Genomic DNA, 14,326 nt, shown 5'->3' on the forward strand with positions numbered 1-14,326 from the left:
CATGTGATTATGAAAGAATAGGTTTTCCTTTGTCTTTCATTTCTTTGTATTTATCAATGACATGCTTACGGCTCTTGATGATCTGCCAGCGATATACCCAGCAGGTAGTCAGGAAGTAGAATCCCGTTTGTATCCATAATGCTTTATATTCAAATGGGATCTCACTCAGTGTCGCCCCCATGTTATTGATCCGCACAAATCCGTTAATGCCGAAAGTAGACGGGAATATATAAGAGAAATATTTCCAGAACGGCGGTATGGCTGCTCCCGGCCAGGAGATTCCCGAAATAAACAGTAACGGAACAGACGTGAAGACGAATATCAGCATGCACGTTTCCCGGTTACGGATGGCAATGGACGCAGTCATGGCAAAGAAGATGCAAGCCATCAGATAGGGAAGGATAAATAACGCTAATGTACCCGGTTGTCCGATTTGGTTGAGGCTGAACATGCGGGGAACCGCACAAAGTACGTAAACAGATACGAGCGAATAGACCATGAAATAGCTTAGTCCTTTACCCATTACAATACGCAGCGTGCCGTTGTAATGCCGGTTGATGGGCACCAGATCCTTAAAGCGGTTGTTTTCGCGGGCGGTGCCGGCAGAAAGTCCGATACCCAACAGTAAAGTCTGCTGAATAATCAGGATCAGTACTGCCGGTATCAGGAAAGCGGCAAAACCGTTAGTCGGATTGAACATTGCCACGTCTTCATATTCGATGGGGTAGGCTGTGATCTCATCCTGGCGGTCGGTGGTATTGCCCGAACGGGTTATTTTGATATCTTCGTTCATGTCTAAAGATACGGCTGTGTTAGCCAGAAGCATACTTTTGTAATATAGCAGTCCGCTCATATCACAATAAATACTTACCTGAGTCTGTTTACCTTGTGCTATGTTATCACTAAATTCTTTCGGAATATAAATGATGCCATAAGCCAGACGGTCTTTCAGCATTTGTTTGGCTTCTTCCATATCGGCACAATACGCTACGATTTCTATATCGGGAGTGGCATCCACTTTGCGGAGATATTCGCGGCTGAGTGAGGAGCGTGAATCGTCTACTACCACTGCGGGCACTTCGCGCACCACTTCGTTGGTATAGATGAAGCTATAAATCAACGGATATACCAACGGCACGAGTACGAAGAAAATCAATACTCCCTGGTCACGGAAGGTGGTTCCAAACTCCCGTTTCCAGATATAAAACAGGTCGTTGACTCCTTGTGCTATTTTATCTTTTAATTTTATATCTTTCATTAGGGCATGTATTTATAGTATATCAAAGCTTCCTTCAACCGGTGAACCACGAAGAAAGGAAGTAACATAAAAATCAATAACGCCATATAATTGGACCAGGAATAAGCCATACTGTATCCGTTGAGTGCCTGGTCTACGTAAATGAGAAAGTAATGCCGTAGTGGGAACAGGTTGCTCAATGCCTGCAATACCGGATTCATAGCCATTACCGGGAAAGAGAACCCCGATATGGAGAAAGAGATGACTCCCCATAATGATGCAAAACTCAATCCGAGGCGGAGTGTAGGCAAAGTGCCTATCATCACGATGCCACAACATTGTGAAGCCAGTACAAGGCACAAAGTGGCCAGCAGCATAGGGAGGATGCCACTGTTGCATGGGAAATGCAGGAATCCGTACAGGTATACATTATAAAATATACCCATGATGAAGAACACTACCGTTTGTGGAAGAAGTTTACCTGCCAATGCGATATAAATGGAGTTATTGCTCAGACGCAACCACTCACGTGCGGTACGGTCTTTGATTTCCACGCCGATGGAGAATACCGTTACCATGAATATCATCAGCATAAGTACTCCCGGTACAAGGGTGTTGCACAAGTAGACCGAGTAGTTCAACCATGGATTCTGTATCGGGTGTGTATCGATGACTATCGGTTGGAGGTATCCCATGGCTTGGCCCTCTGTTGCACCTTTAGCGTACAGTACCGAACGGCTGACTGCCCCTGATGCAAGTTCGGACATCATCTTCATGTCTTTGAAAAGCAGTGAGCCGGCAATCAGGTACGAGTTGTTGGTATAGAAAGATACCTTGGGTTGTCGTTGGCTTTGAGCATCGGCCGACAACCCTTTGGGAATATAGAAGAACCCATAAATTTTGCCTTCCTGCATTGCAGTGCGGGCTTCATTCACACTTCCATAACGGGCCACGATAGCCGTTTGCCCGAAGGCATCCAAATTGCGGAGGATATTTCTCGAACTGGTTGAGTTGTCCAGATCGACAGCACCGACAGGCATGTCGGTGGGCAGCCCCGAGTCCATCAGCGTGGTGAAGAAAATATAGCAGAATAACGGGGCTATCACCATGCAGAAGAGATAGAGCGGACGGGACACAAGACGGCGACATTCGCGCTTCATGACCAGCCAGAGGGCTATATATTTCTTTTCTCTTTCTTTCATTTTTTAAGGATGACTGACATTCCCGGACGCAGATTGTCTACTTTTTCAACCGGAGTAGCTTTTACTTCGAAAGTTTTCAGATCGAACTGTCCTGTAGTTTTAGTTGCTTTCCAGGCAGCGTAAGTACCCAGATCCTTCATGTAGTATACTTTCAGGCGAATCGTTTTGTTGTCCAGTGCGGGCACGATAGCGTCAAATTCAGATCCCATTGTCAGGTTCTTCAATAAATCCTCGCGCACATTGAATGTCACCCACATGTCATCCATCACTGCAATGTTCATAATCGGTGCACCTGTGCCTACCAGCTCGCCCACTTTGGGAAATATCTCAGAAACCTCTCCGGCTGTCTGAGCAATCAAATAAGTCTCTTTGATGTACGATTCCACTTCGGCAACAGCTCCTTTGGCACGGTCTACCAAAGCGGCGGCAGCCATTTTGTCCTCACGTTCGGCACCGTTCTTAGCCATGGTATATTGGGCTTTTGCTGCTTTTTCTGTGGCGATGGCTGCATTACGTTGCGCAGTGACTTCGTCCAGCTTTTGCGCAGGCATGACTCCCTGGTCGAACAGATTTTTAACACGCTTGTATGATTTCTCTGCTATATCGACACCGGCTATCGCCTTTTGCCACATTTCATAAGCTGCTTGGATCTGTTCCTGACGTGCCCCTTTGATTGCTTTTTCGTTTTGTGCCTGAGCAGCGGCTTCAGCTGCACGTGCCTGTTCCATTTTTGCCATTACGTCCGGAGCTTCCAGTATGGCGAGAGTGTCTCCCGCTTGTACTGTTTGTCCCTCTTTCACACGGAATTCCAGAATGCGTCCGGGAACTTTGCTCGAAACGCGGTATTCGGTCACCTCGGCCTGTCCCTGAATAATTTCCGGGCCTTTGCGGAGCATGAAGAAACCGACAACTGCAACCAGTACAATAACTCCCAGCAGAGTGAGGAATGCAAGCAGCATATTGCTGTTCTGTGATTTTTGTGATGTCATCTTATTTATGATTTTACGATTTACGATTGAGATTGGCTTTCTCTAAATTTACTTATTCATTTTATTTCAGTGTTCCCAATGACTTCTGCAGGTAGATCTCTGTTAACTTCACATCAATCTGTGCATCGATCTTTTCCGATTGGGCCGACAACCAGGCAGTATGGGCTTCAAGTACGTTGCTTGGAGCAATTACTCCTTCTTCGAATCCAAGGGTGGCGTAGCGCAGGTTTTCGTCAGCTTTCTCAAGGTTCTTTTTCGCCATGGTCAGTTTCTTTGCTGCCTCGTTCACTTTGAAGGCCGATTGGTTGACCTGCAACTCTATTTTTTCTTTGGCATCTTCCAGTTGATACTGGGCGATGCGTGCTTCTGCTTTGGCTGCCTTTACTTTATAGAGGCCCTCTCCCCAGTGCCAGATGGGTAATTGAAGCATGATGCCTACATTCCACATTCCTTTGAATTTATTTTCAAAGCTGTTGAATACGGAAGGGTTAGTAACCATATAGTTTCCCATCAGTGCTAAAGACGGAAGATGCTCGGAGCGGGTTACGTTTATTTTTTGTTGATAAATTTTGGTTGCCAGTTCCAGGCTCCGTATTTCAGGCCGGTTGGCATAGGCTGTTTCAACCTCAAAGTCGGTAGTAACAGGCATTAAAGGAATGTCGTCGATGTCTTCGTCGGCCAATACGACGGGGGTACTCAGGTCGATGCCGCACAGTTGGCACAGTAGCATCCGCGAAAGGCTTAGCCCGTCTTCAACCTTTGTCAGTGTCATTTCGGCTTCGTTTACCTTCACCCGAACCGAGAGTCCGTCCGCTTTAGTGGCTACCCCTTCGGCAATCATCTTTTCTACATCACTGTCCAGTTTCTGCAATAGCTTCAGGTAGCTTTCCGCGAGTTTTTTCTTGTTGACCAACGAGATAACCTGCCAATAGGCCTGATCCGTGCTGAGAATCACCTCTTGCATACCCGAATTGTGCTGTTGGCGAGCCAACTCTTCAGCGTATTTAGTGATTTTGTTGTATGCCCGGATTTTGCCGCCCATGTATAATGGCTGTGTCAGGGTGATGGCTCCTGCATATACATTGCGGGTATCGGTACGGAATGCGTCTACAATAGAACTTCCGGCTTCGTTCAAGGCCGGTACGATAGCCCCTCCCAGTTGCGACAAAGCCGGGGCCAGTTCAGGATGGAGCTGTCCGATGACTTGTGCAGCCTGCTGCAGTGGTCCGCTTATACTGTTTCCTAAGCCCGATAGGGCAGCTTTCTGATCACTGTTGAGCAGCGAGAATTCTTTTTGGTTACGCATATAGGCCCCTGTAGCAGAGAAGTTGGGTAAGTAGTTCGTAAAAGCTGCTTTGTTTTGATAGTGTGCAGCATTTATTTTCTCTCCGCTTATCAACAACTCTTTGTTGTTGGCAATGGCCAATGCACGGCAACTATCTAAGGATAGGATTCCCTGTGATTTCAGAGAGAAAGTAGTTGTCAGGAGAAAAAACAGAAACAGGATTTTTTTCATCGCATCTTATACATTATAAAGGTAATACTTCATTTTAAAGAACAATGCTTGCGGGCTGTTTGTTTATCCGGTTTTGTTCTTGTTATCCTTGTTAGGACAAGAAACAATAATTGCATAAACAACGATGCAAATATAAAGGGTTAATCTTAAAAAGCAAAACGATTTAATTTTTTTTGTTATTTAGGCCTGATGTTTGAATACCGGGCGATGTATTCTCGCTTTTTCAATTAACATTGTTAATCGCATTTTGGGGCTTCTTCTTTTCCAAATGCAAATAACAAGCCTTTTGCATTTAAATGACTTGTTATTTGAATCTAAAGAGCAGACTTTAACACTGTGTTAAAGCAAGTCTTTTCCCAGCAAGAGTTTAGTGCTTTGAATGTCTTGCCTTTCATCTGTTTAAGTATCATCGTGCCTTTTTTTATCCAATAAGACTTAGCAGGCTGAAAGCCTGTATACTTGCTTATTTATCAACTATGGATTGATCCTGTCTTCCCGAATCATTTTTTTCGTAATAATGCGTACCCGATTGCATACTTTAGCTGTAGTATAATAAACAACTATTGCGAATTGGTATTTAGCTTACTGGTTCAAAAGCCTTATTTAAGGTTTCTGTTTTTCAATAACACGAACAGAGAAGCAGAAAGGAAAGTTTCGTGGCAATAGTAGACAATAACCTTTTTATTCTTATATCTGGAGATTTCCAGATTGCGTTTTGAGCATCTTCGCATAACTGGGCCGGGAGCAACCCAATAGGGGGTATTTACCCGATTTACTGATATGGTTCGGATCAAAAGTGGCAGTAGCACGAATATTTAATTAAAAGGAGCAGAGGAATTATTTATTCTCTGCTCCTTCAATACCTATTCTTAATTGCTCCCTCCTTTTTTATTACTTTTGGAAAAAAGAGCCCTTGCTTTTTTCTGAACAATAGTACATTCCATCACCAAAAGTAAGATAATTATCTCCCACTGTTTGTCTGAATGCACCATTGATTATAATTTCATTACCTTCCTTTACATAGTTAAATGTATTCAAAAGTTTTAATGCTTTGTAGTCTTTATCAAGGCTATACTTTTCAATTGTTTTTGCTCCGAAGAAAAGTCCTACTGCTTTTACACCACCTTCTACCCGTTCTTCAGCTTGAAATTGATGTATCCAGATTGAATTATTTAAAGAATAATCTGCTTCTTTATGACAAGACGACAAAGCCAACAAAATAATTGTGCAGATAAAGAAAGTTACTTGTTTTTTCATCTTTTAAATCGTTTAAATGTAAAGAAACTATTTGATATTGGTAAAATACTTGTTTCTATTATTCCTTTACCTTTTCTAATAGGAATTACGTACTCGTTATTGGATAAAACAGATTCAATGGGATAGTCATTAAAAAAATCAAAGTAGAACTCGTCAATACGTTCATTACTTTGGGTGATAGAATATTCTGTTGTTACTGTCTTTTGAGTTGTCGTTGTATTATCTAATTTTCCATTTATTCCTAGGGTGATTCCTTTAATGATTGGAGCAGAAATGCTTCCATCTATTCCCTTATTGGATATATAAGTTAAAGAATATGTTTCTGTGATTTTTGCGGTTGTTCCTTCATCCGGGTTAATAAGATATACTACAACCTTTTTGTTAATGGGATCTTTAGCTATGTTCCATTCATTCAATCTTGTATCGTGTCCGTAATCTAAAGGATAGAACCATTTGGACTTAATACCATTTCTATCAATTGTATAGGTATACTTTGTACGTCTAAACATCGTTTTATGTCTTCTATGTTCATTGATTTTAAGATTGAATAATTTTTCAGGGGTAACATAAATCTTCATTCCTTCAGATATTACGTTATTTCCGTTTACGCTTCCTTCGATTCTGAAAAGAAAACAGAAAGCTCTTCCCGTTAAGATGCGTCCTAAAACTTCTTCTCTGCTTAAAGAGCCTTTTTTCTGCTGCACTTTATCATAGAATAATGGCTTGTTTTGCCCTGTTGCTATATCCTCCAAGCGAGAAAACGCATCAGCTGCAATCTTAAATCTGAAAATACAATCTTTTATATCCGGACGAATTTCTTTGGGAGTTTCGCTTATGCTATTTAAACCATAATACATAAGTGATCTCGTTGCCCTGGGCTTTAGGGAGGATTTATTATAGGCTGCTACCAATAATGGATCTATATCTTTTATTGGGACATAGCCTTCATCTTTATATTTTTCACTAAGCTCCTCGTATGCCGAAGCACGTGTTACTCCTGCGGTCCTCTCGGAGTATGTAGGATCAAAAGACTGATCAACAAATTCATAATTTTCATTTAAAGGGTAAGCTGAGAAATTTCGAGTTTGCGCATGTTTTTTTCTTATACTGCCACTTTCACAAACTACAAACAAATTAAATCCAGGTATTTCATTAGCAGCAATTGTATCTACTATGACTCCATTATAGTATAATGTCCTATCTAATAGAACCGGTACTTCAAAGTCTCCATCATCCATGTCTTTTATTAAAAGATTCCCGTATTCTGGTATGTGGATATTTAGTAAAGGTACATTTGCCTCGATGTTCTCAATTTCCTCTTTATCTTTGGCGTACTTTATTAATATATCTCGGAAAGAACAATTGTTTATTTGCCCATCTTTGGCAATGGGATAAAAAATATTGTATCCGTTATCTATTTTCTTTAAAGCTTCCTCTTTTAAAAAGTGCCTGACACTTTGTTCTTCGAAAACGGCTTTTGATAATATTTCAGCAAATCGCTCCATATATTGTTCTTTGCTTTTGACGTTTCTTGTTATTACATTTTTAGTGGGTTCATTGTTGTAAGTAGCATAATCGTCGGAGCATGCTTCTAAGATGATAGAGAAAAAAAGAAATAAAAATAAATTGATTTTCACTTTTTTCATGTCTGTTTTTTTTATTTATAATATTTTTTTTATCACAATTACTAGTCTGTTTTTAATTAGAATCTATTAAAAACTAATAGTTCATGTTACATATAATACAATTCATACTAAAACCGTACTCAACTCGAAACATGAAAAAGAAGTTAATATTTTATCATTCTTTCAATATATATGAAGCAGGTTTAATATTGATTTATTATAAAGACAGTTTTTTTACGTAAACTCCCTATTGAGCCAAAGCAATATCATTTAAACAAATGACTTCGTTCTCTATCAAATGACAAATGTACCTTGGATAAATTCTTTTTCATTAACCCAGTGCCGGAAAGTGCATAAATAGGTGTATCCAATTTAGAAGACTTGGGGAGTAACTCCATTAATAAGATAGAATTGAAGTAATAAAAAAGAGGATGTGCCAGAAGCCGGTTACTTAGTAACCGGCTTCTGGCACATCCTCTTTAAAGTATATGTTTTTAAAGTTTTAGTCCAATGTGAACTTCTGCGACCCAATCATTGTTCCGTCAGCAAAGATGTCTACCCGATAGTCGCCGGCATACAGAAACTCTTCCACATCCCAGAATACGTTAATAGTTTGTTCTTCCCCATTGTATTCGATGTACTTTTTGATAGAGTAGCCTAACGTACGGTTTTCATAAGGGAAAGTGTTTGACGGGCTTTTGGTCAATACATCGTTATCCGGTTTCGTTATCCGGATGTAGAGTGTCCGTTCTCCGGTTTCGGCAGTGATATTTTTAACAATCGTGAAACCGATGGCCAGTTTTACGATATCCTTTACTTTTTTAGCTTTTTTGCCACGTTTGTTGCGAGGTTCAATCCAGATATTGGTTGCATCCAACTGAGCAGCTAATGTAACTTTTTGATTAAGGTTCTTCTTTTCTTCAGACAAATTATTGATCTGGCGTGAAGCCGCATTGTATTTCTGCGTTACTTCTGCTATCACTTGTTTTTGCTGGGCGGTCAGTTTATTCAGCGAGTCAATCTGATTGATGTAACCGATCATTACTTTTCTTAGTGTTGCCAATTCTTTTTTCAGGCGTCTTATCTCTGTGGCGTTACTACTCTTTACCGTACGGAGTTCTTCAAGCAGGCGTTGCGTCTTGACCTGCTCCTGAGCCAGCAAGTCTGCCAAAGAGTCGTTCGATACAGTCAGTTTCAGTTCGTCATATTGCTGTGCAAAGCGAGTGTACTCATTTTCAAGATCTTCTTTATCCAATTGGAATTCCTGAACCAGCTCACGGTTAGTCTGTTTTTCGGAGAATAACAGATAAGTAAGACCGATGAGCGCGAGCACCAAAACAGATACGGCAATGATCAGCAGATTCTTTTTATTCATATTCTATAAGGTTGAATGATAAAACGCTGCAAAAGTAATCATTTCAATACAGAGTAACACAGTCTATTCACTTTTCTTTAACTAAAATTATTATGGAAAAATTTCTTTAATTTCGATTATCGTTGTACTTTTGCCGTCACGAAAACGATACGAACTAATTATCAACTTTATTAAAATATAAGTATTATGTCAAAAGTAACCGTAGTAGGCGCAGGTAACGTAGGTGCTACATGTGCAAATGTACTGGCCTTCAATGAAGTGGCAGACGAAGTAGTAATGCTGGACGTAAAAGAAGGCGTTTCAGAAGGTAAAGCAATGGATATGATGCAGACTGCTCAGTTGTTGGGTTTCGACACAACAATCGTTGGTTGCACAAATGATTATGCTCAGACTGCTAACTCTGACGTGGTTGTGATCACTTCTGGTATTCCTCGTAAACCGGGCATGACTCGTGAAGAACTGATCGGGGTAAATGCCGGTATCGTGAAATCAGTAGCAGAAAATCTTTTGAAATACTCTCCGAATGCTATTATCGTAGTTATCTCTAACCCGATGGATACAATGACTTATCTGGCATTGAAATCACTCGGATTGCCGAAAAACCGTGTTATCGGTATGGGCGGTGCTTTGGATAGCTCACGTTTTAAATATTTCTTGTCTCAGGCTTTGGGTTGCAATGCAAACGAAGTAGAAGGTATGGTGATCGGTGGTCATGGTGACACTACTATGATTCCGTTGGCTCGTCTGGCTACTTACAAAGGACAGCCGGTTAGCACATTGCTGAGCGAAGAAAAGCTGAACGAAGTAGTTGCTTCTACTATGGTAGGTGGTGCTACTCTGACTAAGTTGCTGGGCACTTCTGCATGGTATGCACCGGGTGCGGCAGGAGCTTATGTCGTAGAATCTATCATCCACAACCAGAAGAAGATGATTCCTTGCTCAGTAATGCTTGAAGGTGAATACGGTGAATCTGATCTTTGTATCGGTGTTCCTGTAATCCTGGGTAAGAACGGTATCGAGAAAATCGTTGAACTGGAATTGACTGCTGACGAAAAAGCAAAATTTGCGGCAAGCGCAAAGGCTGTTCACGGAACTAACGCAGCTCTGAAAGAAGTTGGTGCTCTCTAATTTGAATGCCGGATTCTTAATCTGAAAATAGAATATGCGGACCTCACAACTCTTTTCAAAAGGGCTGTGAGGTTTGCTTTTTAATATACTTAAATAATACATTATGAGAAAACTCTTCATGAGTGCTGCGGCCCTTTTGTTTGCCGGAGCACTTTGGGCACAAGAGGGTCCGTTGTGGATGCGTCATTGTGCTATCTCTCCCGATGGAACTACCATTGCTTTCACCTATAAAGGTGATATTTTCACAGTACCGGTGTCCGGTGGCAAAGCTACACAGATCACTACCAATCCGGCTTTTGATACAACCCCGATTTGGAGTCCCGATAGTAAACAGATTGCATTTGCGTCCGACCGTATGGGAAGTCTGGATGTATTCATTGTGTCGAAAGAAGGAGGCGAGCCTCGCCGCCTGACCACTTTCTCGGGCAGTGAAACTCCGGTAGCTTTCAGTGATGCGGGACAGCTCTTATTTACTGCCGACATCATGCCTTCTGCCGAAGATGCCGGTTTTCCTTCGAATGGACAATTCCAGCAGATATATCAGATTCCGGTTACGGGAGGACGTCCTGTGATGTTTTCATCTATGCCGATGGAATGCATCTCCATTAATAAGGAAGGTGCTATTCTTTATCAAGATAAAAAAGGATATGAGGATTATTGGCGTAAGCACCAGAAGTCACCGATTGCCCGTGATATATGGATGCTTCAGCCTGGACAGACTCCACGTTATGAAAAACAGACCACTTTCATCGGTGAGGACCGTGAACCGGTATGGGCACCGGACGGAAAGTCGTTCTACTATTTGAGTGAAGAGAATGGCTCGTTCAATATCTACCAGCGTATTCCGGGATCGAATGCGTCTAAGCAGGTGACGCATCATACGCAGCATCCGGTACGTTTCCTCAGTATGGCCTCCAATGGTAATCTTTGTTATGGTTTTGATGGTGAGATTTATACGTTGACTCCCGGTGGTAAGTCGCAGAAAGTATCTGTGAAAATTCTGTCAGACAGAAATGATAAAGATTTGATTCGCCAGATAAAGACCAGTGGGGCTACTGAAATGGCTGTATCTCCTGATGGTAAAGAGGTTGCTTTCATTTTGAGAGGAGATGTGTATGTGACTTCGGTAGAATATAAAACGACAAAACAGATAACGAATACTCCTTGTCAGGAACGTGGAATCGATTTTGCACCCGACGGGCGTAGCTTGGTGTATGCTTCGGAACGTGGCGGACTCTGGCAGCTCTATACTTCAAGTATCGTGCGGAAAGATGAGAAACAGTTCACGTATGCTACAGAGTTAAAAGAAGAACGTCTGACCAATTCGGATATAGCTTCGTTCAATCCGAAGTATAGCCCGGACGGAAAAGAAGTTGCTTTCCTTGAAAACCGTACGGCAATTCGCGTCATCAATCTCAAAACTAAGAAGGTACGTACGGTAATGGATGCCCAGTATCAGTATTCGTACAGTGATGGTGATCAGTGGTTTGAGTGGAGTCCGGATAGTAAATGGATTCTTTCCGAATTTATTGGTATCGGTGGCTGGAACAATAAAGATATTGTGCTGCTGAACGCCGACGGTAAGGGAGAAATGCATAATCTGACCGAAAGCGGTTACTCAGACGGAAATGCGAAATGGGTTCTGGGTGGCAAAGCAATGGTCTGGTTCAGTGACCGTGCCGGATACCGTAGTCATGGCAGCTGGGGTGCTCAGTATGACGCTTACATCATGTTTTTTGATGTAGATGCTTACGATCGTTTCCGCATGAATAAGGAAGACCTTGCTTTGCTTGAAGAAGCCGAGAAAGCGGAAAAAGCTGAGAAAGAAAAAGCCGAGAAGAAAAAGAAAGAAGATAAAAAAGGTGATAAGAAAAAAGACGCCAAAGATAAGAAAGATGGAGAGGAAGAAAAGAAGGAGGAAGTGAAGCCACTGAAATTCGATCTTGATAATCGATTCGATCGTATTGTGCGTCTGACTGTCAACTCTTCTTTCATGGGTGATGCTGTTTTGACTCCGAAAGGTGATAAGCTCTATTATCTGGCAGCGTTTGAAAGCGGTTATGATTTGTGGGAACACGATTTGAAAGAGAATTCAACAAAGATTCTGTTGAAAGGTGTCGGAGGCGGTTCGCTGTTGCCCGATAAGAAAGGTGAGAATATCTTTATGTGTACTGGTGGAGGTATGAAGAAAATTGAAATAGCCGGTAGTAAGACAACGCCTATTGCATTTGAATCTTTCTTCGACTATCAGCCGGGGGGTGAACGTGCTTACATTTTTGATCATGTTTGGCAGCAGGTAGACGATAAGTTTTATGTGAAGGATTTGCAGGGAGTAGACTGGCCTTTGTATAAGAAGACTTATGAAAAGTTCCTGCCACATATCAACAATAATTATGACTTTGCCGAACTGCTGAGCGAGATGCTCGGAGAGTTGAATGCTTCACATACCGGAGCTCGGTACTCTGGTGTAGGAGGGGCGCTACCTACAGCTTCATTGGGGGTATTTTATGACGATACTTATACCGGTGACGGGTTGAAAATAAAGGAGATCATAGAGCAGAGTCCTTTCACTTTGAAGAAAACAGATGTAAAGCCGGGTTGTATCATTGAAAAAGTAGATGGTAATCCAATCAAAAAAGGAGAAGATTATTTCCCGTTATTTGAAGGGAAAGTAGGGCGTAAAGTGCTGCTTTCTGTTTACGATCCTGCTACAAAGAAGCATTTTGAAGAGACAGTGAAGGCGATCAGTTACGGTGCGCAGCGCGAATTGCTATATAAACGATGGGTAGAGCGCAACCGCAAGAAAGTAGAAGAGTTATCAGGCGGTCGTTTGGGATATGTACATATCAAGGGCATGGATAGTCAGAGTTTCCGTAAGATGTACTCCGAACTGTTGGGGCGTTACCGTAACAAAGAAGCCGTAGTTGTAGACGTTCGCCACAATGGTGGTGGTTGGTTGCACGACGATGTGGTGACTCTCCTTAGTGGCAAAGAATATCAGCGTTTTGTTCCTCGCGGACAATATATAGGTAGCGATCCGTTCAATAAGTGGCTGAAGCCCTCATGTATGCTTGTTTGTGAAGACAATTACAGTAATGCGCATGGTACTCCTTATGTATATAAGACATTGGGTATCGGTAAACTGGTAGGTACTCCTGTAGCCGGAACTATGACAGCTGTATGGTGGGAACGCCAGATTGATCCGAGTCTTGTATTTGGTATTCCGCAGGTAGGCTGCATGGATATGCAGGGTAACTATCTGGAAAATCAGACACTCGAACCGGATGTGCTGATTTATAATGAACCTTCTGCTTCGTTAAAGGGAGAAGATGCACAATTGAAAGCTGCGGTAGATTGCTTGTTGAAGGAGCTGCCGAAGAAATGATGGGGTAATTGCGTTTTATACTCGATTAAAATTGAGAGGTCACCTTTGTTTATAAGGTGGCCTTTTCTTATTATGTGGATAAAATAATCTATTTATTGTTAAATGCTTGCTTTTTAATGTGAAATACTATAAATATAGTTTTGTGTCTATATTTATAGTTATATATTTGTGCCATTCCATTCAGGTTGTATCCCAAATACTTGATGAATAGAAGTATAATCTAAAATTACTTGGTATGAGTGAACAGAAAGAATTGACAAAAGCAGAACTCCAGATCATGCAGGTGCTTTGGCGGAAAGAAAATGCTTTTGTGAATGAAATCTTACAGGATTTGGAAGAGCCGCGTCCGGCGTATAATACAGTGTCTACCGTACTGCGTGTATTGCAAAACAAAGGCTTTGTAGCTTATCGTAGTTTCGGAAAGAATTATCAGTATTATCCGTTGGTTTCAAAAGAGAGCTATACGAATCGTTTTATGAACCGGGTCGTAGATAACTTTTTCAGTGGTTCGGTGAAGGCGATGGTTTCGTTCTTTACCAAAAAAGAAAAGATGTCGGTACAGGAGATCGACGAACTGATTGAAATGTTGAAGGAAAACAAAAAGGAATAAGG

Annotated in this window: 10 protein-coding genes; 3 read left to right on the plus strand and 7 right to left on the minus strand. The window is 41.7% G+C overall.

Features of this window, described 5'->3' with window-relative positions; translation table 11 throughout:
- Positions 1-7 precede the first annotated feature (7 nt).
- From KO473_RS21870 to KO473_RS21900, 7 genes are all read right to left on the minus strand, one after another.
- A complete protein-coding gene (locus KO473_RS21870) occupies positions 8-1,258 on the minus strand; it encodes an ABC transporter permease (protein ID WP_122130750.1) in 1,251 nt (416 codons plus the stop codon).
- Positions 1,258-2,439 carry an ABC transporter permease gene (locus KO473_RS21875; RefSeq protein WP_122130749.1) on the minus strand — a complete coding sequence of 394 codons (1,182 nt, stop codon included), beginning with the start codon at positions 2,437-2,439 and terminating at the stop codon, positions 1,258-1,260. Before KO473_RS21875 ends, KO473_RS21870 begins: the two co-directional genes overlap by 1 nt.
- Positions 2,436-3,428: an HlyD family secretion protein gene (locus KO473_RS21880; protein WP_005782476.1), complete on the minus strand. Its 993-nt coding sequence runs from the start codon at positions 3,426-3,428 to the stop codon at positions 2,436-2,438. The genes KO473_RS21875 and KO473_RS21880 overlap by 4 nt, the downstream gene beginning before the upstream one ends.
- Positions 3,429-3,489: 61 nt before the next feature.
- Positions 3,490-4,944, minus strand: a complete 1,455-nt coding sequence (locus KO473_RS21885; RefSeq protein WP_122130748.1) for a TolC family protein — start codon at positions 4,942-4,944, stop codon at positions 3,490-3,492.
- Between the two features lie 891 nt (positions 4,945-5,835).
- Positions 5,836-6,201 (minus strand): hypothetical protein, encoded by a 366-nt coding sequence (locus tag KO473_RS21890; RefSeq protein WP_122130747.1) that lies wholly within the window; start codon positions 6,199-6,201, stop codon positions 5,836-5,838.
- Positions 6,198-7,847 (minus strand): hypothetical protein, encoded by a 1,650-nt coding sequence (locus tag KO473_RS21895; RefSeq protein ID WP_216035181.1) that lies wholly within the window; start codon positions 7,845-7,847, stop codon positions 6,198-6,200. The genes KO473_RS21890 and KO473_RS21895 overlap by 4 nt, the downstream gene beginning before the upstream one ends.
- 481 nt (positions 7,848-8,328) lie before the next feature.
- Positions 8,329-9,201, minus strand: a complete 873-nt coding sequence (locus tag KO473_RS21900; protein ID WP_005782494.1) for a hypothetical protein — start codon at positions 9,199-9,201, stop codon at positions 8,329-8,331.
- 186 nt (positions 9,202-9,387) lie between these two features.
- Between KO473_RS21900 and mdh the strand changes: the two genes are divergently transcribed.
- The 3 genes from mdh (at position 9,388) to KO473_RS21915 (ending at position 14,324) form a co-directional block, all read left to right on the plus strand.
- Positions 9,388-10,329: a malate dehydrogenase gene (gene mdh / locus KO473_RS21905; protein WP_005782497.1), complete on the plus strand. Its 942-nt coding sequence runs from the start codon at positions 9,388-9,390 to the stop codon at positions 10,327-10,329.
- 103 nt (positions 10,330-10,432) lie between these two features.
- A complete protein-coding gene (locus tag KO473_RS21910; RefSeq protein WP_122130745.1) occupies positions 10,433-13,714 on the plus strand; it encodes a S41 family peptidase in 3,282 nt (1,093 codons plus the stop codon).
- Positions 13,715-13,949: 235 nt separating this feature from the next.
- Positions 13,950-14,324, plus strand: a complete 375-nt coding sequence (locus KO473_RS21915; protein ID WP_005782501.1) for a BlaI/MecI/CopY family transcriptional regulator — start codon at positions 13,950-13,952, stop codon at positions 14,322-14,324.
- Positions 14,325-14,326: the final 2 nt, after the last annotated feature.

The sequence above is a fragment of the Bacteroides sp. HF-4919 genome (assembly GCF_018860125.1).